At 58.4% G+C, this 24509-nt stretch carries 19 protein-coding genes; 8 read left to right on the top strand and 11 right to left on the bottom strand.

Annotated elements, in window-relative coordinates; genetic code table 11:
• The first annotated feature begins 364 nt into the window (after window positions 1-364).
• A complete protein-coding gene (locus AB3U87_RS04845) occupies window positions 365-1864 on the top strand; it encodes a YdgA family protein (protein WP_394148587.1) in 1500 nt (499 codons plus the stop codon).
• A gap of 169 nt (window positions 1865-2033) precedes the next feature.
• Window positions 2034-3032 (top strand): adenosine deaminase, encoded by a 999-nt coding sequence (gene add, locus AB3U87_RS04840; RefSeq protein ID WP_301250959.1) that lies wholly within the window; start codon window positions 2034-2036, stop codon window positions 3030-3032.
• Window positions 3033-3096: 64 nt separating this feature from the next.
• On the opposite strand, the gene AB3U87_RS04835 is transcribed toward add, so the two are convergent.
• The 5 genes from AB3U87_RS04835 to AB3U87_RS04815 all read right to left on the bottom strand — a co-directional run bounded on the left by AB3U87_RS04835 (window position 3097) and on the right by AB3U87_RS04815 (window position 8687).
• Window positions 3097-4137, bottom strand: coding sequence for an oxidoreductase (locus AB3U87_RS04835; RefSeq protein ID WP_394148586.1), 1041 nt, complete (start codon window positions 4135-4137; stop codon window positions 3097-3099).
• An 87-nt stretch (window positions 4138-4224) separates the two neighbouring features.
• The gene (gene araC / locus AB3U87_RS04830) at window positions 4225-5136 is read right to left on the bottom strand and encodes an arabinose operon transcriptional regulator AraC (protein WP_125290101.1); all 912 of its coding nucleotides are present in this window, start codon (window positions 5134-5136) and stop codon (window positions 4225-4227) included.
• 9 nt (window positions 5137-5145) lie between these two features.
• Complete coding sequence (gene araH, locus AB3U87_RS04825; RefSeq protein WP_253454351.1) at window positions 5146-6126, bottom strand: L-arabinose ABC transporter permease AraH; 981 nt, start codon at window positions 6124-6126, stop codon at window positions 5146-5148.
• Window positions 6127-6141: 15 nt separating this feature from the next.
• Window positions 6142-7656 (bottom strand): L-arabinose ABC transporter ATP-binding protein AraG, encoded by a 1515-nt coding sequence (gene araG / locus AB3U87_RS04820; RefSeq protein WP_125290103.1) that lies wholly within the window; start codon window positions 7654-7656, stop codon window positions 6142-6144.
• A 47-nt stretch (window positions 7657-7703) separates the two neighbouring features.
• Window positions 7704-8687 carry an arabinose ABC transporter substrate-binding protein gene (locus tag AB3U87_RS04815; RefSeq protein ID WP_125290104.1) on the bottom strand — a complete coding sequence of 328 codons (984 nt, stop codon included), beginning with the start codon at window positions 8685-8687 and terminating at the stop codon, window positions 7704-7706.
• A 345-nt stretch (window positions 8688-9032) separates the two neighbouring features.
• On the opposite strand from AB3U87_RS04815, the gene AB3U87_RS04810 reads away from it, so the two are divergent.
• A complete protein-coding gene (locus AB3U87_RS04810) occupies window positions 9033-10715 on the top strand; it encodes a ribulokinase (protein ID WP_253454353.1) in 1683 nt (560 codons plus the stop codon).
• Window positions 10716-10724: 9 nt separating this feature from the next.
• The gene (gene araA, locus AB3U87_RS04805; RefSeq protein ID WP_301250963.1) at window positions 10725-12230 is read left to right on the top strand and encodes an L-arabinose isomerase; all 1506 of its coding nucleotides are present in this window, start codon (window positions 10725-10727) and stop codon (window positions 12228-12230) included.
• Between the two features lie 84 nt (window positions 12231-12314).
• On the opposite strand, the gene AB3U87_RS04800 is transcribed toward araA, so the two are convergent.
• From AB3U87_RS04800 to ytfQ, 6 genes are all read right to left on the bottom strand, one after another.
• Window positions 12315-13985 carry a sulfatase family protein gene (locus AB3U87_RS04800; protein ID WP_394148583.1) on the bottom strand — a complete coding sequence of 557 codons (1671 nt, stop codon included), beginning with the start codon at window positions 13983-13985 and terminating at the stop codon, window positions 12315-12317.
• A gap of 59 nt (window positions 13986-14044) precedes the next feature.
• On the bottom strand, window positions 14045-15274 hold the full coding sequence (locus AB3U87_RS04795) for an anaerobic sulfatase maturase (RefSeq protein ID WP_394148581.1): 1230 nt from the start codon (window positions 15272-15274) through the stop codon (window positions 14045-14047).
• Window positions 15275-15522: 248 nt separating this feature from the next.
• Window positions 15523-16506 carry a galactofuranose ABC transporter, permease protein YjfF gene (gene yjfF, locus AB3U87_RS04790; protein ID WP_253454356.1) on the bottom strand — a complete coding sequence of 328 codons (984 nt, stop codon included), beginning with the start codon at window positions 16504-16506 and terminating at the stop codon, window positions 15523-15525.
• Window positions 16499-17509, bottom strand: coding sequence for a galactofuranose ABC transporter, ATP-binding protein YtfT (gene ytfT / locus AB3U87_RS04785; RefSeq protein ID WP_253454357.1), 1011 nt, complete (start codon window positions 17507-17509; stop codon window positions 16499-16501). Before ytfT ends, yjfF begins: the two co-directional genes overlap by 8 nt.
• The gene (ytfR, locus tag AB3U87_RS04780) at window positions 17502-19022 is read right to left on the bottom strand and encodes a galactofuranose ABC transporter, ATP-binding protein YtfR (protein ID WP_253454358.1); all 1521 of its coding nucleotides are present in this window, start codon (window positions 19020-19022) and stop codon (window positions 17502-17504) included. The genes ytfT and ytfR overlap by 8 nt, the downstream gene beginning before the upstream one ends.
• A 47-nt stretch (window positions 19023-19069) precedes the next feature.
• The gene (ytfQ, locus tag AB3U87_RS04775; protein ID WP_125290111.1) at window positions 19070-20026 is read right to left on the bottom strand and encodes a galactofuranose ABC transporter, galactofuranose-binding protein YtfQ; all 957 of its coding nucleotides are present in this window, start codon (window positions 20024-20026) and stop codon (window positions 19070-19072) included.
• Window positions 20027-20551: 525 nt separating this feature from the next.
• On the opposite strand from ytfQ, the gene ydgT reads away from it, so the two are divergent.
• The 4 genes from ydgT to rsxC form a co-directional block, all read left to right on the top strand.
• Window positions 20552-20767 (top strand): transcription modulator YdgT, encoded by a 216-nt coding sequence (ydgT, locus tag AB3U87_RS04770; protein ID WP_125290112.1) that lies wholly within the window; start codon window positions 20552-20554, stop codon window positions 20765-20767.
• 353 nt (window positions 20768-21120) lie between these two features.
• On the top strand, window positions 21121-21702 hold the full coding sequence (gene rsxA, locus AB3U87_RS04765; RefSeq protein ID WP_034914646.1) for an electron transport complex subunit RsxA: 582 nt from the start codon (window positions 21121-21123) through the stop codon (window positions 21700-21702).
• Window positions 21702-22277 carry an electron transport complex subunit RsxB gene (rsxB, locus tag AB3U87_RS04760; RefSeq protein WP_125290113.1) on the top strand — a complete coding sequence of 192 codons (576 nt, stop codon included), beginning with the start codon at window positions 21702-21704 and terminating at the stop codon, window positions 22275-22277. Before rsxA ends, rsxB begins: the two co-directional genes overlap by 1 nt.
• Window positions 22270-24509 (top strand): electron transport complex subunit RsxC (gene rsxC, locus AB3U87_RS04755; protein WP_394148576.1); only part of this gene is annotated, 2240 nt, incomplete at its 3' end. The genes rsxB and rsxC, both read left to right, overlap by 8 nt.

Genomic DNA, 24509 nt, shown 5'->3' with positions numbered 1-24509 from the left:
TCTCTCTCCTTTACTGGTTATGATGAAACCCAACTTGCCCGTCCGGGCGTTTTGCGCGGGCCATAGTATGACATACAATAATTTAACATTTTGCGAGCCGGTCGTCCTTATCGCATTTCGCCGCCGCCGAAAATTTCTTTCATATAACACAGAGTTAATACTTTTTTTTCTTTCTGTCTGGCCCGCATTTATTCTGGCAACCTGCCGCATTCTTTTTACATTACGCACGGAAGCCAGATTGCGGCTGACGCCGCGAGCCACAGTTGCTATCATAATTAACCTGTTATACAGAAACGTTTTTCTTGCCGGATTGCGCCGGATGCGATTGTCGGCATCGGTGACTTAAAAAAGGACGATTTTACAGATGAAAAAAACAAAAGTAGCGGTGGGCGTGATTGTCGCTCTTGGCGTGATTTGGACCGGTACGGCGTGGTTTACCGGTAAACAGCTGGAAAAGAACAGGGATGAACTGGTGCAGGAGGCCAACGCTCGCCTGAACGCGCTGGCACCGAACAGCCGCCTGAAGGTAAGCTATCAGGACTGGCAGCGCGGCGTTTTCAGCAGCTCGCTGCGCCTGGTTGTCCAGTCTGACTCACAGACCGAAGATACTTCGCCGCTGAAGCCGGGCCAGAGCGTGGTATTTGACGAAAAAATCGATCACGGCCCTTTCCCTTTCGCCCAGCTGAAAAAATTCAATCTGATCCCCAGCATGGCTTCGGTACATACCCAGCTCGAAAATACCGACGCGGTGAAAAAGCTGTTTGAGATGGCTAAAGGCAAGTCGGCGTTGCAGGCGGAAACCCGCGTAGGCTACGGCGGCGCGACCGCTTCCGTTATTAAGCTGCTGCCGCTGGACTATACCAATGCCCAGACCGGTGAGCGCTTTGCCTCTAACGGCGGCACCATCAACCTCAGCGCCGATAAAAAAGGCGATAAGGTTGATTACGACGGCAAGCTGGAAAGCCTGGTGCTGACCATGCGCAATCAGCTTAATATGCCGGTTATGTTTACCCTGAACGGCCTGACCCTGGACGGCAAAACGCACCTTAACGCCCAGGGCCTGCGCATTGGCGATCAGAAAAGCAGCCTGGATAAGCTCAGCTCGACCGTAAACGGCCAGCCCTCTTTTGAACTGCACGGCATTAAGCTGAACTCCGCTTACGATAGCGTGAACAATCAGGTTTCCGGCACCACCGACCTTGCGCTGGACGCGATGAAAATCCGCGATCGGGACTTCGGTCAGGTCAAACTGTCGCTCAAGCTTTCCCAGTTTGACGCCGACGGTCTTAAGGCCTTCAGCGATAACTATCAAAGCCAGGTGCAGGCGCTGATGAACGAACCGGGCGTGAGCGATAACTTTGCGCTTTATCAGCAGCGTATCGGCGAAATCCTCAATGCCAACCTGCCGCTGCTGCTGAAAGGTAACCCGGTCATCACTATTGCGCCGCTGAGCTGGAAAAACGCCAAAGGCGAAAGCAACTTTAACCTTTCCGTGCACTTTAAAGATCGCGTTGCCGGTGCGCCGCAGCCGCAAACCCTGAGCCAGGCGCTGGATAACGTGCTGAAAACGCTGGACGGCAAGCTGACTATCTCTATGGATATGGCCACGGAGATGATGACGCAGGTTGCTATGGCGGAAGGCTATAAGCAGGAAGAAGCCGCTAAGCTGGCCGATCAGCAGGTGAAAGGCGTGGCCGCAATGGGCCAGATGTTCCGTCTGACCAAACAGCAGGACAACAATATCGTCACCAGCCTACAGTATGCGAGCGGCCAGGTTACGATGAACGGCGAGAAAATGACGCTCGACCAGTTCTTTGCCCGCTATATGCTGGGCGGCGAACCGGCGGCAATGCCGCAGCAGTAACCCCATCGTTAAGCTACCAACCGTACCGTGCGCAAGGCCGGTACGGTTTTTTATTGCGCCAGCGGGCAATTAATCGGCAGTTGGCCCGACAATCGCGCAATTCGCTGGTACAGCAGCGCGGAATGTTTTTATACTGTTATGCACTTTTATCACTACAGAGTGCACCGCCATGATTGATTCCCGTATTCCCCTTACCGATATCCATCGCCATCTTGACGGCAATATCCGTGCACAAACCATTCTTGATTTAGGCCGTGAATTTAACCTTACGCTGCCCGCCACCACGCTGGAAACGCTGCGCCCGCACGTGCAGGTAATGAAAAACGAGCCGGATCTGGTCAGCTTTCTGCAAAAGCTGGACTGGGGCGTCAAGGTGCTTGGCTCGCTGGAAGCCTGCCGCCGTATCGCGATGGAGAACGTTGAAGACGCCGCCCGCGCCGGTATCCACTATGCGGAACTGCGTTTTTCTCCCGGCTATATGGCGATGACCCACAACCTGCCGATCGCGGGCGTGGTGGAAGCCGTTATTGACGGCGTACGCGCGGGCTGCGAAAAGCACAACATTACCGTACGCCTGATCGGCATTATGAGCCGCACCTTTGGCGAAGAAGCCTGTCTGCTGGAGCTGGAGGCGCTGCTGGCGCACCGTGACGCCATCACCGCGCTGGATCTGGCTGGCGACGAGCTGGGCTTCCCCGGCAGCCAGTTTTTAAGCCACTTTACCCGCGCGCGCGACGCTGGCCTGCGTATTACCGTTCATGCCGGTGAAGCAGCAGGGCCGGAAAGCATCTGGCAGGCGATCCACGAGCTGGGCGCCGAGCGTATTGGTCACGGCGTGAAAGCGGTAGAAGATGCAAAACTGATGGATTACCTGGCGGAAAAAGGGATCGGCATTGAGTCCTGTCTGACCTCCAATATCCAGACCAGCACCGTCTCTTCGCTGCTGCACCATCCGCTGGCGACGTTCCTGGATCACGGCATTCTGGCGACCATCAATACTGACGATCCTGCCGTGCAGGGTATTGAGATTGGGCACGAATACAAAATCGCCGCGCCGCAGGCAGGCCTGAGCCAGCAGCAGATCCGTACCGCCCAGGAAAACGGCCTGAAAATCGCTTTCTTAAGCGAAGCGGAAAAAGAGGCGATCCGCGCCAGCGTAGCGGCCTGATCGCTAAAACTGCCCGGCAGCGCGCCGGGGCAGTTTTCGCTAAGCCTGCTGCAGTGCCATAAGACTACTTCAGCGACAGGGTCTGACGCTTCTCGGCGGATTGCAGGCCCAGTTCGATCAGCTCCATCACCTGAATCGCTTCCTGCGCCGTCACCAGATTCGCGCCGTCGCCGTTGATGGCGTCGCGAATGCCGGCGTAATAGGCCGGATAGTTGCCCGGCGTGGTCAGCAGCGTCTCTTCCGCCATCATTTCGCCGTTAGCCAGCGTGACCACGCCGTCGCGCATATCGTAGCCCCACTCTTCCTGCGGCGGACGCGCGCCCGCTCTCAGGCTGTCTTCCTGCGGATCCAGACCATATTTTACATAGCTGCCGCGCGTGCCGTGTACCTGATAGCGTGGCGATTCCGCCGCCGCCAGCATGCTGGCATGCAGCACCACCCGACGCTTTGGATAGGTCAGTACGGCGTGGAAATAGTCGGTAGTCTGCGCGCCCGTGCGTAGCTCCGCCAGATCCACATTAATCGCCACCGGCGAACCGAACAGCTGGAGCGCCTGGTCGATCAGGTGCGGCCCTAAATCGTACCAGATGCCGCTGCCCGCGCCCTTCTGCTCGCGCCAGCGGTTGCGCACTTCCGGCCGGAAACGGTCAAAATGGGATTCAAAGTAGCGCACTTCGCCCAGCGTGCCTTCTGCCAGCAGCGTTTTCAGGGTCAGGAAATCGCTGTCCCAGCGGCGGTTATGAAAGACCGACAGCAGCAGGCCTTTGGCGGCCGCCAGCGCTTCCAGCTCGCGCGCCTGTGACAGTGTCACGGTAAAGGGCTTGTCCACCACCACGTGCTTGCCTGCGTTAAGCGCGGCTTTGGCCAGCGGGAAATGGGTGTCGTTAGGGGTGGGAATAACAATCAGCTTAATGGATGGGTCATCGAACAGCGCCTGCGGTTCGGCCACGACCGTGGCGGTGGGCCAGTCGGCATGTACTTTAGCAGCGTCGCTGCTGGATACGGCGGCCAGTTCCATGCCGGAAGTGCCGCTGATTAGGGGCGCGTGAAACGTCTTGCTGGCAAAGCCGTAGCCCACCAGGCCAACGCGAATAGTGTCGTTCATGTCAATTCCTCTTGTCGCTTACCCGAATGATTTAAGACTATCGTTCGGGCAAGGACAAGACGGATTAGGCTGAATGTTATAAGAAAGTTACTGACTGGCGCTCAGCAGATCCCAGCTTTCGCGCGTCACCAGCGTGTCGGCGTCCAGCGAGCGACGACGGAAATCGCTGGGGCTGACGCCTACGCGCTTGCGAAACACGCGGGAAAAATAGAGCTGATCGTCATAGCCCACAATGCGCCCCACGGTGGCGATAGGCTCCTGAGTGGTCTGCAACAGCAGCCTGGCGCGAATGATGCGCTGATCCTCTCGCCAGCGCAGCAGATTGATGCCCATCTGCTCGCGGAACAGGTGCGCCAGCCGCGACGGCGACAGGCACACGTGGTTGGCGACCTCGTCAATCTTCAGCTCGCCCGCCAGGTTGTTGGTCACGTACTGGCAGGCTTCGATGATACGCGGATCGCGGATCTGCTGATGGCTGCGCGGATCTTCTTCCACCGCGCGCAGCAGCAGCCTTTCCAGCAGGTTCATCGCCAGCTCTTCCGCAAAGCGTTTGCCGGAGGTGTGCGTCTGCTCAATGGTGGTAAACAGCCGTTCGAACTCGCCCCACAGCCGTTCGGGCAGCCGCAGCCTGCCGACGCCGCGCTTCTCATCCTGCCACACCAGCCAGCTGCTCCAGTAGGCGCGCGGGCGGAAGTAGATCCAGCGATGGTGCCAGCAGTCGCTCTCCGGCGAGCGGCCGTAGTAGTGCGAGGTTTTAGGCTGAAACAGCAGCAGATCGCCCGGCTCGCACTCAAACGCCTCTTCGCCGCTGAAGACCTGGCCACGGCCCTTGATGGTCAGGTTGATGATATAGCCTTTCATCCCGGAGGGCCGATCGATAAAGAAGTCGAGCGGATCGCCCGCGCCGATTGGCGTCAGGCCCGCCACCAGCCAGGCGTTAAAGGGATAGCCGGGCAGCAGCGGATTGGATTGCGCCACCGGCGCCAGACGATGATACATAACGCCTCCTCAGGCCGTTTTGGCTTTTTGTTTGTAGCGGTCGAAAATCACTGCCGCCAGCAGGATCAGGCCGCGCACCACATACTGCGAGAACGGCGAGATATTCAGCAGGTTCATCGCGTTTTCCACCGTGCCCAGGATCAGCACGCCCGCCACCACGTAGGAGATTTTGCCGATGCCGCCCTTCAGCGAGACGCCGCCCAGCACGCAGGCGGAGATAACGATCAGCTCATAGCCCAGCGAGGTCATCGGCTGGCCGCTGGTCATGCGCGAAGCGAGGATAATGCCCGCCGCGGCGGAAACCAGCCCGGAAAGAATGAAAATGATGATACGCGTGCGCACTACCGGTACGCCAGCCAGGCGAGCCGCTTCTTCGTTGCCGCCGATAGCAAGCGTGTTGCGGCCAAAGGTGGTTTTGTTCAGCAGAAAGCCAAAGACAATCAGCGTGCCGATGGTCAGCCAGACCGGTGCCGGAACGCCCAGCCAGCTGGCGTAGCCCAGCGCGAAGAAACGTTCGTCTTCAATGCCCACGGCCTTGCCGTCAGAGAAAATATAGGCCAGGCCGCGCACGATTTGCATCGTCGCCAGCGTGGTGATCAGCGCGTTGATTTTCAGTTTGGCGATCACGAAGCCGTTGACGAACCCGCAGAGCACGCCCAACAGCAGGCCCGCCGCAATGCCGATCCACAGGCTTTCCGTCATATTGATCACTACGGCGGCGGTGACGCCGGCGCAGGCAATCACCGAGGCGACCGAGAGATCGAAGTCGCCGGAGGCCAGGCAGAATAACATGCCGCAGGCCACCATGCCGGACATCGACATCGCCAGGCCCAGCCCTTTCATATTAATCAGCGTGCCGAAGTTGGGCACAAAGATCGTGCAGCCGATAAACAGCACGGCAAACACCACCAGCATCCCGAAATTATCCCAGATGCGGCTCAGGTTGACGCGCTGCGTTGGCGGCGTGGCGGAAGAGGTAGTTAAAGACATGATTGACTCCTTAAGTCAGGCTACGCGCTGCGTGGTTTTCGGCATGGCAAGCGCCAGCGTCAGGGCTTCGGTGGCTTCCTGATGGCTCAGCTCGCCCGCGATGGCGCCCTCGCGCATCACGAGAATGCGATCGGCCAGCCCCATCACTTCCGGTAAATCGCTGGAGGCGAAGAGCACGGCGATGCCCTCTTCCGCCAGCGCGTAAATCAAACGGTAAATTTCATTCTTGGCGCCGACGTCAATGCCTCGCGTTGGCTCGTCCAGCAGGATCACTTTCATCTCTTCCGACAGCCAGCGTCCCAGGATCGCCTTCTGCTGATTACCGCCGGAAAGATTCATGATTAGCTGGTCGGCGCCGGGCGTTTTAATATTCAGCGAGCGAATATGGCTGGCGGCGTTTTTACTTTCCCACTGGTTGTCGATCAGGCAGCCTGCGGTGAGGTTATTGCGCCGCGCGCTGATATTGATGTTGTCGCGCACGGAATGCACCGCGATGATGCCGTCCGCCTTGCGATCCTCCGGACAGAGCAGGATCCCGGCGCGGATAGCGTCGGACGGCTCACGAATGGTTAACGCTTTGCCGTCAAGCTGCACTTCGCCGCCGCTGATGCGCGTGCCGCCGAACAGCCCTTTCAGCAATTCGCTGCGGCCCGCGCCCACCAGGCCAAACAGACCGACGATTTCTCCCGCGCGCACCTCCAGCGAGATCGGCGTCCGCACGCCTTTGGCCTGCACGTTATCCAGCTTCAGGCGCACCTCGCCGGTTTTACGCGGCGCGTAGCCGTAAATATCGCCAATTTCGCGGCCAACCATTGCCTGCACCAGTTCATCATGGCTGGTGGCGCCAACATCCTGAAAGGTCCGCACGTAGCGGCCGTCTTTAAAGACGGTAATGGCATCGCTGAGCGCGAAGATTTCTTCCATGCGGTGCGAAACATACAGCACCACTTTGCCCTCGTCGCGCAGCTGGCGGATCACGCGGAACAGCTGCTCGATTTCACGGGCGGAGAGCGAGCTGGTCGGCTCGTCAAAAGCGATGACTTTGGCATTCCTCGCCAGCGCCTTGGCGATTTCCACCATCTGCCACTGGCCAAGCGACAGCGACTTCAGCGGCGTATCGGGATCGATATCCATCCCTAAGTTTTTTAGCTGTAATCCCGCCTCGTAGCGCAGCAGCGAGCGGTTAACAAAGCCCGCGCGCTGCGGCAGCTGGCCCAGATAGATGTTCTCCGCTACCGACATTTCCGGCACCAGGTGCAGTTCCTGATAGATAATCGCCACGCCCGCGTTCAGCGCGTCGAGCGTGTTGGCAAAATTAACCGGCTGGCCTTTCAGGCGGATTTCGCCGCTGGACGGCTGATAGCTGCCGCTCAGGATCTTCAGCAGCGTCGATTTGCCCGCGCCGTTTTCGCCCATCAGGGCGTGCACCTGGCCCGCCGCGCAGTCGAAGCTGATATCCGTCAGCGCCTTAACGCCGGGAAAGGTTTTGCCGATATTGTGAAAGCTCAGATACGGGGATGCCATGGTCATTCCTCGCTATAAGGTGCGCCGGGAGCCGCAGTGCGGCCCCCGTCCGATTACATCAGGCCTTTTTTAGCCAGCTCGGTTTTAAAGTTGTCGCGGGTGATCAGCACCACGTCGGTGACTTCGGTAAACTTCGGCGGCTCGGCGTCTTTGGTCACCCAGTCGTGGAGCATCTGAATGCTTTTATAACCGTGTACGTCCGGGCTTGGCAGCAGCGAACCGAAGAAACCGGTCGCCTTGCCTTTGGAGAGTTCGCTGATGGCGTCCACGCCGTTAATGCCGATGCCGATCACGTCCGGCGCCTTAAAGCCCTGGCCTTCGGTTGCGCGCACGCCGCCGAGGACGGTGTTGTCGTTCATGCCGACAATCAGCCAGTGTTTCACTTCCGGATGCTGCACCAGCAGCGAGTTGCCCGCGTCGAAAGCGCCGGGGATATCGTTGGATTTGGTCGGTACTTTATAAATCTGTGCTTCCGGGAAGCCTTCCGCCTTCAGCGCGTCCACTGACCCACTGGTGCGGCGACGTGCCGTATCCAGCTCGTCCGCCGTAATCGCCATGACGCCCGTTTCTTTCGCGTCCCAGCCGCGCTTTTTCATCTCCTTATAGAGTTCCTGCCCCTGACGCTCGCCAATTTTGGTTGCCGCCATCATCACCAGCGGCACCGTATCCATCGGTTTGCCTTTGGCTGTAACAAACTGATCGTCCACGGCAATCACTTTCAGATCGTAACTGCGGGCCTTCGCCACGATGGCGGAACCGAGTTTGGGATCGGGCGTGCAGATCACAAAGCCCTTCGCGCCGCTTGCGGCCAGGCTGTCGATAGCGTTCAGCGTTTTTTCACCATCGGGCACGGCGATTTTAATTACCTCAAAGCCTAAATCTTTGCCCGCCTTATCGGCGAACTTCCATTCGGTCTGAAACCAGGGTTCTTCCGGCTGCTTGACTAAAAAACCCAGCTTCATGGTGTCAGCGATAGCTGAATGTGACATAACGGCGGCGAGGCCAGCGATGGCTAACGCCTGAGTAAATTTGTGCATGAGGCTCTCCGGCTCAGTGCCCGCTTTTGGCGGTTTAATGTAAACGGTATCATTCGGTCCTGGCACGCTGTAACGCCAGCATATTCGGCATTAGCGCAGACGCCGATAAGCGCTAGTTGTAATGGTAAAGATGCGTAGAAAGGGAGAGCGCTATCACACCCTGAGCTTTTAGCTGTTTAATCCATATATTTAGCAAAATTAACACAAATCAAACATTTGAAGTTGGTCACAAAACGCTGCGCGACGACAGAAAAGTGCATATTTGCAGCGCTCTTTAGACTAACCGCCTGGCGCGCGATTTCTTAGGGTAGTCATATCGTATTCATTGACCGCCCGGAGAGAAAAATGCAGTTGGACGCCATCACAATCGGTCTGGACTTTGGCAGTGATTCCGTACGCGCGCTGGCAGTAGAGTGTGCAAGCGGTAAAGAGCTGCAAACCGGAGTCGTCGCCTATCCGCGCTGGCAGGCGGGTCTGTACAGCCAGAGCCGCATCAATCAGTTCCGTCATCATCCGCAGGACTATATCGACGCCTTTGAGCGGGCCATAAGTGACGTTGTCACTAAATTAACGCCCGCTCAGCGCCAAAACATCGTGGGGATCGGCGTCGATTCCACCGGCTCCACGCCAGCGCCCATCGATCGCGACGGCAACGTTCTGGCGCTGCGTCCGGAATTCGCCGAAAACCCCAACGCCATGTTTGTGCTGTGGAAAGATCACACGGCCATTAAAGAAGCGGAAGAAATTACCGCGCTGTGCCACAGCGGGCGTTTCGAGGACTACGCTCGCTTTATTGGCGGCACCTACTCCTCAGAGTGGTTCTGGGCAAAAATCCTGCACGTCAGCCGTGAGGATAAAGCGGTGCGCGAGGCGGCGGTCGCCTGGGTGGAGCTGTGCGACTGGGTGCCCGCCCTGCTCAGCGGCACTACCGCGCCGGAAGCGATCCGCCGTGGACGCTGCGCCGCCGGGCATAAATCGCTGTGGCATCCTGCCTGGGGCGGCCTGCCGGGCGCGGATTTCTTTAACGCGCTGGATCCGCTGCTGACGGAGCATCTGGATACGCCGATGTTCAGCGAAACCTGGACGGCCGAACAGCCCGTTGGGCAGATTACGGCGGAATGGGCGACGCGGCTTGGCGTGCCGTCTGGCGTGATGATTTCCGGCGGCGAGTTCGACTGCCATATGGGCGCCGTTGGCGCGGGCGCCACGCCTTACACGCTGGTAAAAGTGATTGGCACCTCAACCTGCGACATCCTGATCGCTGATGTGGATCGCGTCGGTGAGCGCGCCATTGACGGCATCTGCGGCCAGGTTAACGGCAGCGTGGTGCCGAATATGATCGGGCTGGAAGCGGGCCAGTCGGCGTTTGGCGATATGTACGCCTGGTTCAGCCGCCTGCTCAGCTGGCCGCTAATTCAGGCCGCCGAAAAACACCCGCATCTTCAGGCGGAGCTGGCGGAGATACAGAAAAATCTGCTTAACGAATTAACTCAGGCCTGGGCTGCCGATCCACAGCTGGATCATCTGCCGGTGGTGCTGGACTGGTTTAACGGCCGCCGCACGCCTTTTGCCAATCAGCGCCTGAAAGGCGTCATTACCGATCTTAACCTGGGCACCGACGCGGCCACGCTGTTCGGCGGTTTTATCGCCGCCACCGCCTTTGGCGCACGCGCCATTATGGAATGTTTCGAGCGTCAGGATATTCCGGTAGAAAACATCCTGACCCTGGGCGGTATCGCCCGTAAATCCCCGGCCATTATGCAGGTCTGCTGCGATGTGATGAACCGACCGCTGGATATCGTCGCGTCGGACGAATGCTGTGCGCTGGGCGCGGCGATTTTTGCCGCCGTGGCCGCCGGCGTCTATCCCGACGTGCCTGCCGCCCAGCAGAAAATGGCCAGCCCAATTGCTACCACGCTGCAGCCCGACGCCAGCCGCGTCGATCGCTATCAGCAGCTTTATCAGCGTTACCTTCAATGGTGCGACGTGGCCGAACCCCTGTTCGCCCCGCGCCAGCTCAACAGTTAAGGAGAAAGTATGGCTCAGCTCAATGCGCTCAGCGTCTGGTTTGTTATCGGTACACAGCACCTTTACGGAAGTGAGACGCTGCGTCAGGTGGAGCATCATGCTCAGCAGGTGGTGGACGGGCTTAACCGCGACGGCAATCTGCCGTTTCGTCTTCAGCTCAAGCCGCTGGTGAAAAGCCCTGACGAGGCGCTGGCGCTCTGCCGCGAGGCGAACTATGCCGACGAGTGTTTAGGCATCATCACCTGGCTGCATACCTTTTCGCCCGCCAAAATGTGGATTGGCGGCCTGTCGGTGCTGAACAAGCCGCTGTTGCAGTTCCATACCCAGTTCAACGCGGAGATCCCGTGGGACAGCATGGATATGGACTTTATGAACCTGAACCAGACCGCGCACGGCGGCCGCGAGTTCGGCTTTATCGGCGCGCGGATGCGGCTACCGCACAGCGTGATCACCGGCCACTGGCAGGATAAAACTGCCCAGGAGCGCATCGGCAAGTGGATGCGCGCCGCTGCCGCTAAGCAGGCCAGCTCGCAGCTTAAGGTCGCTCGCTTTGGCGACAATATGCGCGAAGTAGCGGTAACGGAAGGCGATAAGGTGGCGGCGCAGATCCAGTTCGGCTACTCGGTTAACGGCTGGGGCGTGGGCGACCTGGTGGAGGTGATTAACGGCGTCAGCGATGGCGACGTCAACGCGCTGATCGATGAATACGAGAGCCTGTATGACTTTACGCCAGCGGCGGCAGCCAACGGCGAGAAGCGACAGAACGTGCTGGATGCGGCCCGCATCGAGCTGGGGATCAAAAGCTTTTTGCAGGCCGAAGGCTGCATGGCGTTCACCACCAACTTCCAGACCCTGCACGGCATGACCCAGCTGCCGGGCCTGGCGGTACAGCGACTGATGGGCCAGGGCTACGGTTTTGCCGGCGAAGGCGACTGGAAAACCGCCGCGCTGCTGCACATCTTTAAAGTGATGGCGACAGGTCTGCCGGGCGGCACCTCCTTTATGGAGGATTACACCTATCACTTCTCGCCGGGCAACGAGCTGGTGCTGGGTTCGCATATGCTGGAAGTCTGCCCTTCCATCGCCAAAGAAAGCCGTCCGCTGATTGACGTGCAGTATCTGGGCATTGGCGGCAAGGCCGATCCGGCGCGCATGATTTTCTCCACGCCAGCCGGACGCGCGGTAAACGCCAGCGTGATCGATATGGGCGACCGCTTCCGCCTGCTGGTGAACGTCGTCGACGCCGTGGAGCAGCCAAAACCGCTGCCGAAGCTGCCGGTAGCCCGCGCTCTGTGGCGCGCACAGCCTTCGCTGGCAACGGCCTCCGAAACCTGGATCCTCGGCGGCGGCGCGCACCATACCGTGTTCAGCCAGGCGCTGACGGTGGAGGATATGCGTCAGTACGGCGAAATGCACGGTATTGAGGTGCTGGTGATTGACGAAGAAACCACGCTGCACGGCTTTAAGGACGCGCTGCGCTGGAACGAGGCGTACTATCGGCTGAACCAGCGTTAAGCCTGCCGATCTGGCAAGCCTATAAAGCCCCAACGGAGACGTCGGGGCTTTTATTTTATCTGTCGCCGGACGGGCTCTCCGCCGTTATCGGGCTGGCTGCTGGAGCATTTGGTGGATCAGCGCCTCCGTTTTTTCAAAAGAGGCGAACACCTGCTCGTCTGCTTTCTCTTTCTGATACTGGTCCGGCAGCACGCCGTCGTATTTGTCCCGGGGATTGTCGCCACGCAGCCACTCCGCCGGAAAATCGGCCATTTTTTTTCCGCCTTCCCGATAACGCAACACCACGCCCTGACTGGTGCGCTCGTTGTAGGGAATAATACTGTTGCCCTGATGATCTTTCAGACCGTCAAACAGCTTTTTGCGCAGCGCGATTTTGGTTTCAATCATCGCTTTGGATTTATCGTCGATCAGATTGTGCTTCTCATGCGGATCTTTGGCGATATCGTACAGCTCCTCTTTATCCCAGATACCGTAGTACTGAATGTATTTATACTGCGGCGTGCGAATGGCAAAGGTAGTCGGCGTATAGGGAAAGTTGTATTCCCAGAAATATTCATAGACGAAGTAATCCTTACGCGGCGGCAAATCTTTACGGCCGGTACCCAGCCCGAGAAAGCTGCTGCCGTCGTAGTTCGCCGGCTTTGCCATGCCCGCCGCATCCAGCAGGGTCGGCGCGATATCAATGTTCGCCACCACGTCCTCGACCACTTTGCCCTTAGCGAAACCGGGACCGGACGCTATCAGCGGCACGCGCATCGACTCCTCGTAGGCGGCGCGTTTATCGATCAGACCATGCTCGCCGAACATAAAGCCGTTATCGCCCATCACCATCACGATGGTGTTATCGGCCAGGCCGTTTTTCTTCAGCCACGCCTGCACGCGCCCCACGCTGTCGTCCACCGCCATCAGCGTTTCATAGTAGTCGCGCTGGAACTGCTGGAGATCCATTTTCCTGTCATAGGGATAGTCCACGCCGTGCCAGCTGTTACGCTGGTTTTTTACCCACATTGGCTTGCCGACGTAGTTTTCTTGCGTATCGGCCCACGTCTCCGGCAGCGGGAAAGTCACACTGGAAAGTTTGCCCTTATCGCGCACGGCGGGATAAAAATCGGCATGAACGCCCTTGTGTGACAGATAAACCATAAAGGGTCTGGACTTGTCGGTATGGTCAAGCCAGTCCAGCGTATAGTCGGTCAGCTCGTCGGTAATGTAGCCTTGTTGCGGCGTGAGCTTACCGTCGATATTCAGCATCGCCGGTTCGCCGAACATATTGATGGGATAATAGTCGCCCTGGCCCAGCAGCCCTACCCAACGGTCAAATCCGGCAAAACCCGCTTTCGCCGTGCTGTCTGCGCCGCCGAAGTGCCATTTGCCAAAAAAGGCGGTCTGATAGCCGCTCTTTTGCAGCAGCTCCGGAAAATAGCGTAGCCGCGAAAGATCGGTCGGATTATTGTCCGCTACGCCATGGTTATGCGCGTACATCCCGGTAAGAATAGAAGCCCGACTGGGCGAAGAGAGCGACGTGGTAACAAAAGCGTTTTTAAACCAGGTGCCGTTGTGGGCGATCTCATCCATATGCGGCGTCTTGATCCGCGGGTTAATAAAACCGAAGGCGTCGTAGCGCTGATCGTCCAGCAGGATATAAACGATATTGGGTTTTGCCGACGCGCCTGCCGCAGGCGGCGGGGCCGCCGTAGCGGGTTGATATAATACCGGGCAGCAGAGCGCCAGCGCGGTTAAGGTTGTTTTCTTCATAACTTTATCCTCCGTGACGGTAACCGGACGGCGACGACCTGCGCGCTCGTCCGTTTGGTTCAGGAGCGCAGCCCCTGGTAAAATCGCCGGATGCTTTTTTGCAGCTGCGTCGCGCTTTCTCCCTGCTGCGCCAGCGAGAGTATCTGCTGCATCACCGGCAGCACGTGCCTGTAGTGCAACGCCAGCCCCGCGCAGAAATAGTTTTGCGGCCAGTCGCCTTCGGCATACAGAAAACGATGTTTGGGGCAGCCGCCATGGCAAAGCGATCTGGCGTCGCAGCGCAGGCAGGCCTGATTCAGCTGGGTCAGCTTGCGCTGGCCGAACGCGCGCTGCTTCTCGCCGTTCACCAGCGTGCGTAAAACATCATGGTTGATATTGCCCAGCCGGTGCTGCGGATAAACAAAATGGTCGCAGGAATAGATATCGCCCTGCGCCTCTACCACCAGATTACCGCCGCAGGTTTCGCTCTGTACGCAGATGCCGGGCTGGCCGACCAGCTTCGCCAGCATCTGTTCAAAATTCATCACAAAAATGGCGCCGATATCGTGCTGCGCCCAGTGGTCGAAAATCGCGTTAAGAAAGCGGCCGTAAGCCAGCGCGGGTACGGACCAGGGCGCGACCCGGCAGTCGCCTTTGAAATCCGGCGTGACCAGCGTCAGGCCGCTGGCGTCCGGCTCGGACGCTCGCCGCTCCACCAGCGGAATAAACTGCATATAGCGGCTGCCTGCGCGGCGCAAAAAATGGTAAATCTCCTTTGGCCTGTCGACGTTATCGGCGTTGACTACCGTTAGCGTGTTAAAGTCGACATGGTGACGTTTCAGGCAGGCCAGCCCGGCCATTACCTCGTTAAAGGTGCCTTTGCCCGCACGCGAACGCCGGTAGCGGTCGTGCGTGATGCTGTCGCCATCCAGCGAAAGCCCCACCAGAAAGCGGTGCCGTTTGAAAAAGCGCGCCCAGTCGTCGTTAAGATTGACGCCGTTGGTCTGGAAAAAATTATTGATTTGCCGGCCCTGAGCGTAACGCTGCTGAAGTTCGAGCGCTCGACGGTAGAAATCGATGCCCGCCAGCGTTGGTTCGCCGCCCTGCCAGATAAAGTCGACGACGGGCGCGTGCTGGGCTGCAATGGTCTGACGAATATAGTTTTCCAGCGTCGCGTCATCCATTTTTCTGTGCGCGGTATGCTGCGGATAAAGCTGGATTTTTTCCAGATAAAAGCAGTAATCACAGCGAAGATTGCAGGCCGCGCCGGGAGGCTTGGCCATGAGCTGAAAATTGATGCCGTTCTGCATACCCCCTCCTGGTGCGTTATCACGCGTGCTGCTGCGATGCCTTCCCTGACTAACAGGCGAAAAAAAACCTGAAAAAAAAGCGGAATATTTCACGCTCTTTTTTCAGGTTTCGCCCGCCCTGCGGTTACGCCCTGCCGTGGATGACACTAAGCCCGCGACGGCCGTTCCCACAACTGCCGACGGGGCATACTGTGATTACAATCACGATAAATCAGTGCGGTTTACCTCTTCGGCAAAAAATAGTCGAGTCAGCTCAGACGCTTCACCGGCGCATTCTGCTGGCGATCCCAGACTGCCGTCAGCAGCCTTTGCAGCGCGATAAAAGCAAACAGCAGGATGCCAATGGCGATTTTGGTCCACCATGAGCTGAGCGTACCGTCAAAGTTAATCCAGGTCTGGATTAACCCCTGGATCAGCACGCCAAAGAGCGTGCCGAGCACCGTGCCGACGCCGCCGGAGAGCAGCGTGCCGCCGATCACCACCGACGCGATGGCGTCCAGTTCTACGCCCATGCCCGCCAGCGCGTAACCGGCCGAGGTATAGATCGAAAACACGATGCCCGCCAGCGTCGCCAGCGCAGAAGAGAGCATATAGATGCGTACGGTAGCGCTGCGCGTGCCGATGCCCATCAGGCGCGCGGAGGTGATATTCCCGCCAATAGCATAGACTTCGTTACCAAAGCGCGTACGGTGCGCCAGCAGGATCCCCGCCGCGACCACAACCAGCATAATCAGCGCCAGCAGGCTGAGCCGCCCGCCGCCGGGAATTTTCCAGGCCAGCGAAGAGAGCGTGCCGTACAGCGGATGATCGATGGGGATAGAGCTTTCCGACACCAGATAGCTGCTGCCGCGCAGAAAAAACATGCCAGCCAGCGTGATAATAAAAGCAGGCATTTTCAGCGCGTCGATCAGCCAGCCCATCAGCGCGCCGAATGCCGAGCCAAGCACCATCACCAGCGCAAACGCCAGCCAGGGATCGAGATGAAAATCGCCAATGGCCCGCGCCAGAAAAACGCCGGTAAAAGCGATCACCGCGCCTGGCGACAGATCGATGCCGCCGGAGAGGATCACAAAGGTCATGCCAACGGCAATAATCCCTAAAAAGGCGTTATCGGTCAGGATATTGGCGATCACGCGGGTGGAGGCGAAGCCGGGATACTGCGCCAGGCAGAACAGGTAGCCCGCCACAAACACCAGCAGCGTAATCATTAACGGCAAATAGCGTTTAATCACGGCGACCTCGCTTAAACAGTTGCAGAAAGGCGGGCGATTGCAGCAGCAGCACCGCCATTACCACCACGGCCTTGACCACCTGGTTCAGCTCCGGCGGAAAGCCGGAAAGCAGAATACCGGTATTCATGGCCTGAATAGTCAGCGCGCCCAGCAGCGACAGCAGCAGGTTAAACCGGCCGCCCAGCAGCGAAGCGCCGCCGATAACCACGGCGAGGATAGCGTCCAGCTCCAGCCACAGCCCGGCATTGTTGGCGTCCGCGCCGCGAATATCCGCCGCGACAATCAGCCCCGCCACGGCGGCACACAGTCCGCTGATGATATAGGTTGTCATCACCACCGCCCAGCCGTTGACCCCGGCGTTGCGCGCGGCGCGCAGGTTAATCCCCACCGCTTCGATAAACATGCCCAGCGCGGTTTTTCTTGCCAGCAGCCAGACCAGCAGGGCCACGACCAGGGTTATCCATACCGGCACCGGCAGCAGCAACAGCGTGCCGCTGCCCAGCTGCGCCAGCGAGTCGCTGTTAAAGGTGACGATTTGCCCCTGGGTAATCAGCTGGGCAACGCCGCGCCCGGCCACCATTAAAATCAGCGTCGCCACAAAAGGCTGGATTTTTAACAGCGCCACCAGCACGCCGTTCCACAAGCCGCACAGCAGCCCGCTGCCCAGCGAGGCGAGCACGATGACCGGCAGGCTGTGTCCGGAAACGGTCAGCGTGGCCGCCGTGGCACCGGCAATCGCCATCACCGCGCCTACCGACAGGTCGATGCCGCCAGTGGCAATCACCAGCGTCATGCCGATTGAAAGCAGCGCTACCGGCGCGGCCCGATTAAGAATATCAATCGGGCTGCCGAACAGCCGCCCGTCCTGAAGATGCACGGCAAAGAAGTTGTTTGCCACCAGGCTGTCCGCCAGCAGCACCAGGATCAGCGCGGCGAGCTGCGGCATGCCCGGCGGAAGTTTCCGTCCCGAAGCGGTTTTTTTCATCAGCCTTGTCTCAAGCATGGGTTCCTCCGGCGGCTATCGCCTTAACCACAGCGGTGACGGAGAGATCCTCCAGGGGGATCTCCGCAACCTGTCGGCGATCCCGCAGGATAATCACCCTGTCCGCATAGCCGACCAGTTCCTCCAGTTCGGAAGAGATAACCAGCAGCGCCAGGCCATCCGCGCAAAGCGTTTCGATTAGCCGGATAATCTCCGCGTGCGCGCCAACGTCAATGCCGCGCGTCGGCTCGTCCAGGATCAGAAACTGCGGTTTGGTCACCAGCCAGCGGGAGAGCAGCACCTTTTGCTGATTGCCGCCGGACAGCAGCTCCACCGGCTGTTCGGCATGCGGCGTCCGAATGCCTAAGCTTTTGATATAGCGTTCGGCTATCTGCTGCTGCTCGCGCCTGGCGATAGGTCTGAGCCAGCCGCGTTGGGCCTGTAGCGCCAGAATGATATTTTCCCGCACGGAGGCCGCGCCGATAATGCCGTCGGTTTTGCGATCTTCGGGACAGAAGCCGATCCCCGCGCGCGAGGCCTGCGCGGGCGTGCGGATAGAGCGAGGTTTTCCTCTGATGAAGGCGCTGCCGCTGTCGGCGCTTTTAATGCCGAACAGCAGCTCTGCGGTTTCCGTGCGTCCGGAGCCCAGCAGACCGGCAAGGCCAACGGCCTCGCCGGGACGAACGCTAAGGCTGAAGGGCTCTATCGTCCCTTTCCTGCCGTAATCTTTGAACTCCACCACCGGCTGATGGCTTTTTAAGGTGCTGCCCGCGCGTTGAAGGGCGGTTTCCAGCAGTTCGCGCCCCAGCATCAGCTTAATCAGCTCGATTTGCGGCAGCGCGTGCGTTTCTCGCGTAGCAACAAACTGGCCGTTGCGCAGCACGGTGATGCGATCGCAAATTTTGTATACCTGGTCCAGAAAATGGGTAACGAAAATCAACCCCATGCCGCGCGCGCGCAGCTGGTTCATCAGCGTAAACAGCATCGTCACTTCGCTGGCGTCCAGGCTGGCCGTTGGCTCATCCAGGATCAGCACCTGTGCGGAGAGATCGACCGCGCGGCAGATAGCGATAATCTGCTGCATCGCAACCGAATAGTGTCCAAGCGGGCGCGTCACGTCCAGCTCAAAGCCGTAATTGTGCAGCAGCGTTCGCGCCTCTTTATTCATGCGGCGACGATCGATCATCCCCAGCCGACGCGGTTCGCGCCCGATAAACAGGTTGTCCGCGACCGACATGTTGGGCAACAGATTGACCTCCTGATAGACGGTACCTATCCCCGCCTGCTGGGCCTCCGCCGTGCTGCGCGGATCGATAGCCTGGCCCGCCAGCGTAACGGTGCCCGCATCGCGCCGGTAAACGCCGGTCAACACTTTAATCAGGGTGGATTTACCCGCGCCGTTCTCGCCCAGCAGCGCCATGATTTCACCGCCCTGTAGATCGAAAGAAACGCCTGCCAGCGCTTTGACGCCGGGAAAACTTTTACTCAGTCCGCTGATGCTGAGCAGCGGCAATGTTTGCGATGAGCTGGTCATGGCTGGCCTCGAAAGCAGCGCCGTCCGACAAGCGGACGGCAAAGGTGTCAGTAACCCATTCCTTTTTTCTTATCCAGCTGGGCCTGGGCGTCGGCTGGCAAAAAGAGCCTCGATTCGGTTTTGATAATTTTTGGCGGCTGGGTGCCGTTCTTGCGGAATTTCTCCAGCGCGTCGAATGCCGGGCCGGCCATATCAGGCGTCAGCTCGACGTTAGCGTTAGCCTCGCCTGCCAGCATCGCCTTGTAAATATCCGGCACGCCATCAATCGAGCCGGTCAGAATATCTTTGCCCGGCTTAAGGCCGGCTTCTTTAATGGCCTGAATGGCACCAATCGCCATATCGTCATTGTGGGCGTAAACCATGCAGATGTTCTTGCCGTTGTTTTCCGCTTTAATAAAGCTCTCCATGACTTCTTTACCTTTGCTGCGGGTAAAGTCTCCGGACTGCGAGCGCACAATTTTAATGCCGGGCGCGTTAGCAATGGCTTCGGCAAAGCCTTTTTTGCGATCTATCGCCACGCTGGCGCCGACGGTGCCCTGTAGCTCCACAACATTACAGGGTTTACCGGCCAGCTCTTTGACCAGCCAGTCGCCAATCAGCTTGCCTTCCAGCACGTTATCCGCCGTGACGACGGACATATAGAGCGATTTATCTTTTACCACGATGGCGCGATCCAGCAGGAACACGGGGATTTTGGCGTCTTTAGCTTCCTCAAGCACCGGTTCCCACCCTGTTTGTACCACGGGCGCGATAAAGATGGCGTCCACGCCCTGCGCGATAAACGAGCGCACCGCTTTGATTTGGTTCTCCTGCTTTTGCTGTCCGTCGGCAATTTTCAGCGTGATGCCGCGTTTTTGCGCTTCGCTTTTGGCCATGCTGGTTTCCGCCGCTCGCCAGCCCGATTCGGAGCCAACCTGAGAAAAGCCAACCGTTAGGTTTTCTGCCAGCGCGTTACCGCTCAGCGCCGCGCCAATCAGCGTGGTTAAAAGTAAACGTTTCCACATAGGTCTGTTCCTCTGACGGGGGTCATTATCCGGGTGTGATTGCCGCTTAAGGGTGGCTCAGCCAGAAAAAAACATTTACGACAATGCTCACAAAATTCAGCAATTAAGGCGGGGCAAAACGGCAGGGATTTTCAGTGAAGAAAGGAATATGGATAAAATATGCATCAAGGCGGAAAAGTCATTGTTAAATAAGTGTAATAAAGATAAGCGCTTATCCGTCTGCTTCATGAAAGCGATTACAATGAGAAGCACTGTATCTGCCGACTTACGTAAATAGCCTGTAGCAAGAGCAAAACGTTATTTTGTGAGCAATACCACATCCCGTTGGATCCAGTTATTAACACTGATAACATTTATTAACAAGAGTCGGGCAAATGCTAATTAAAGTCGACAATCACGGCGGCAGGATGCGGAAATGCCTTACTCTTTATTCTGAATTTACCGGGAATGTGCATTTTCTACTATAGACAGCCCCTTGCCTGGTCATATACTTAAAACTCCTCATTTCTTATCATAACGGCAACCATGACAGTTCAAGACTATCTGTTAAAATTTCGTAAAGTAAGCTCTCCGGATACCCTGGAGAAGCTGTTTGATCATCTCAACTATTCTCTGACCGATAATAAAGAGATTATGGATATGTATCGCGCCGCCGATCATCGTCGTGCTGAACTGGCTTCGGGTGGACGTCTGTTCGATCTCGGCTGCGTACCCAAATCCGTCTGGCATTATGTCGTTTAGGTTTTCCGTTCTGATCCTGTTACCTGCTCCAGTCTGCAGCTCTTCCCCCCGCGGGCGCGCTGTACCATCCTCAGCGTTTTTATAACCTGAACCTGTATCAAGGCGGGCTGCCGTTGCCGCTCGCCTGAGCAACGCCCGGTTTTTTTATCTCTGACAGGCTACGTTGACGGTCGGCCTGCCACCTTCCGCTATACTGCACGCTTTAATCACGCTTTCTGGCGCATTCGGTGTCGAAAAAACAGGCGATAATTTAATCCTCCGTGCGGTCGTTGCTGCTCTACGGCGCGCTGATGTTGTTGTCCGGCCGCGAATGACCGATAATAAGCCGCTTTTATTTTTTCTCAGGCGTAAAAATGACCGACTACCTGCTTCTTTTTATTGGCACAGTGCTGGTGAATAACTTCGTCCTGGTGAAGTTTCTCGGCCTCTGTCCCTTTATGGGCGTTTCCAAAAAACTGGAAACGGCGATTGGCATGGGACTCGCCACGACTTTTGTGATCACCCTGGCCTCGATCTGCGCATGGCTGGTGAATCATCTGATCCTGCTGCCGCTGGATCTGGTTTATCTGCGCACCATGGCCTATATCCTGGTGATCGCGGTAGTGGTGCAGTTCACCGAAATGGTGGTGCGTAAAACCAGCCCGGATCTCTACAGGCTGCTGGGCATTTTTCTGCCGCTGATTACCACTAACTGCGCGGTGCTTGGCGTGCCGCTGCTGAGCGTCAACCTGAACCATACCTTTTTACAGGCCGCGCTGTACGGCTTCAGCGCCTCGATCGGCTTTTCGCTGGTGATGGTGCTGTTTGCCGGTATCCGCGAGCGGCTGGTGCTGGCCGACGTGCCTGCGCCTTTTAAAGGCTCCTCTATCGCGCTGGTGACCGCAGGTTTGATGGCGCTGGCATTTATGGGCTTTAGCGGTCTGGTGAAATTCTGATGAGTGCAGTATGGATTGCGGTGGCGGTATTAAGCGTGCTGGGCCTGATTTTCGGCGGCCTGCTGGGCTATGCCTCGCGCCGATTTAAAGTTGAAGAAGATCCTATCGTCGAGCAGATCGACGCTATTTTGCCGCAAAGCCAGTGCGGACAGTGCGGCTATCCCGGCTGTCGCCCCTATGCGGATGCGGTGGGCAACAACGGCGAGCAGATCAACAAGTGCGCGCCCGGCGGCGAACAGACCATGCTCAAGCTGGCCGCGCTGCTGAACGTCGAGCCACAGCCGCTGGGCGACGAAGCGGCACGGGAACCCGAGCGCAAAGTCGCGTGGATTGACGAAGCAAACTGTATCGGCTGCACCAAATGCATCCAGGCCTGCCCTGTCGATGCCATCGTCGGCGCCACGCGCGCCATGCATACCGTGCTGAGCGATGTCTGCACGGGCTGCGATCTCTGCGTCGCGCCCTGCCCGACTGACTGCATCGAGATGCGTCCGGTCGCCACCACAACGGCAAACTGGAAGTGGGATCTGCAAACTATCCCGGTCAAAGTCATTTCTGTGGAAAGCCATGCGTAACCTGTTCAAGCTGTTTAAAAAAGAGAAGCTGTGGGATTTTCAGGGCGGTATTCATCCGCCGGAAATGAAAACCCAGTCCAGCCGCACGCCGCTGCGCCAGCTGCCGCTGCCTTCCCACTTTATTATTCCTCTTAAGCAGCATATCGGCCACGAGGGCGAAATGCTGGTGAAGCCGGGTGATAAAGTGCTGCGCGGTCAGCCGTTGACGTTTGGCCGTGGTCGGATGCTGCCGGTACACGCGCCGACTTCGGGCACCGTGGACGATATTGCGCCTCATATGACGGCGCACCCTTCCGCGCTGGCGGAAATGTGCATTTTTATCACGCCGGACGGCGAAGATCGCTGGATTGAAAAAAATCCGCTGGCCGACTATCGCCAGCATGAGCGCGCGGCGATAGTCGAGCGTATTCATCAGGCCGGCGTGGCCGGGCTTGGCGGCGCGGGCTTTCCTACCGCTACCAAGCTGAGAGGCGGGCTGCGCGGCGTAAAAACGTTGATTATCAATGCGGCCGAGTGCGAACCCTATATCACCGCCGATGACCGTCTGATGCAGGACTGCGCGGACGAGGTCATCGAAGGCAGCCGCATCCTGGGCTGGGTCTTGCAGGCCGAGCGCGTGCTGATCGGCATCGAAGACAATAAGCCGGAAGCGATCGCCGCGCTGAAAAAAGCGCTGGGCGGCGCGACGGATATGCAGATCCGGGTTATCCCGACCAAATATCCTTCCGGTGGCGCTAAGCAGCTCACTAAAATTCTGACCGGGCTGGAGGTGCCGCACGGCGGCCGCTCCACCGATATCGGCGTGCTGATGCAGAACGTCGGCACCGCCTGGGCGGTTAAACGCGCCATTATCGACGGCGAACCGCTAACCGAGCGCGTGGTGACCCTGACCGGCGAAGCAGTTAAGCGCCCAGGCAACGTCTGGGGACGCATCGGCACGCCCATCAGTCATCTGTTACAGCAGGCCGACTTTACGCCAGGCCCCGGCCAGATGGTGGTGATGGGCGGCCCGCTGATGGGCTTTACGCTGCCGACGCTGGACGTGCCGGTGGTGAAAATCACCAACTGCATCCTGGCCCCTTCCGCCAGCGAGATGGGCGATAGCGAAGAGGAAAAATCCTGCATTCGCTGTAGCGCCTGTGCGGACGCCTGCCCGGCGGCCCTGCTGCCGCAGCAGCTTTACTGGTACAGCCGGGGCGGCGACCACGATAAGGCGCGCGAGCACAATATTGACGACTGCATTGAGTGCGGCGCCTGCGCCTATGTCTGCCCCAGCAATATTCCGCTGGTGCAGTATTACCGCCAGGAAAAAGCGGAGATCCGCGCTATCGATCTGGAAGCGGAGCGCACCGCGCAGGCAAAAGCGCGCTTTGAAGCACGCCAGGCCCGTCTGGAACGTGAAAAGCTGGCGCGTGAAAACCGTCATCAGCAGGCAAAACGCACCGTTAGCCAGCGGGATCGCGGCGAGGTCGAAGCGGCGCTGGAGCGGGTGAAAGCGAAGCAGACGACAACCAGCGAAGACGCATTGGCTGCGGAAACTGCGGCGGCCGTAGCGCAGCGTGAAGCGCGGAAAGCGCAGGCGCGCGCGCAGCAGGCTGAAAAGCAGTCCGAGACCGAGCCGGCAACGCGTCAGGCAGGCGATCCGCGTAAGGCAGCGGTCGAAGCGGCTATCGCGCGTGCCAAAGCGAAAAAAGCGACGACGGAAGGCGAAGCGGCAGCCCAGGCGCAACCCGTTCAGGCAGCCGCCGCACCGGTCGATCCGCGCAAGGCAGCGGTTGAGGCGGCAGTTGCTCGCGCCAAAGCGAAAAAAGCGGCGGCCGCGAAAGCCTCTGCTGACGACGCCGTGCAGACGACCGAAAGCCAGCCCGTGCAGGCAGCTGAACAGCAATCCGTACAGGTAAGCGAACAGCCGGAAGCCGCACAGGTCGATCCGCGCAAGGCAGCCGTTGAGGCCGCAATTGCCCGCGCCAAAGCGAAGAAAGCGGCGGCCGCGAAAGCGTCTGCTGCGGACGCCGTGCAGACGACCGAAAGCCAGCCCGTGCAGGCAGCTGAACAGCAATCCGTACAGGTAAACGAACAGCCGGAAGCCGCGTCGGTCGATCCGCGTAAGGCAGCCGTTGAGGCCGCAATTGCCCGCGCCAAAGCGAAGAAAGCAGCGGCCGCGAAAGCCTCTGCTGACGACGCCGTGCAGACGACCGAAAGCCAGCCCGTGCAGGCAGCTGAACAGCAATC

This window comes from Erwinia plantamica (assembly GCF_043420595.1).
GTDB lineage: Bacteria > Pseudomonadota > Gammaproteobacteria > Enterobacterales > Enterobacteriaceae > Erwinia > Erwinia aeris.
Note: the sequence above shows the minus strand (reverse complement) of the source record. Positions and strands in the feature narration are given on the sequence as shown.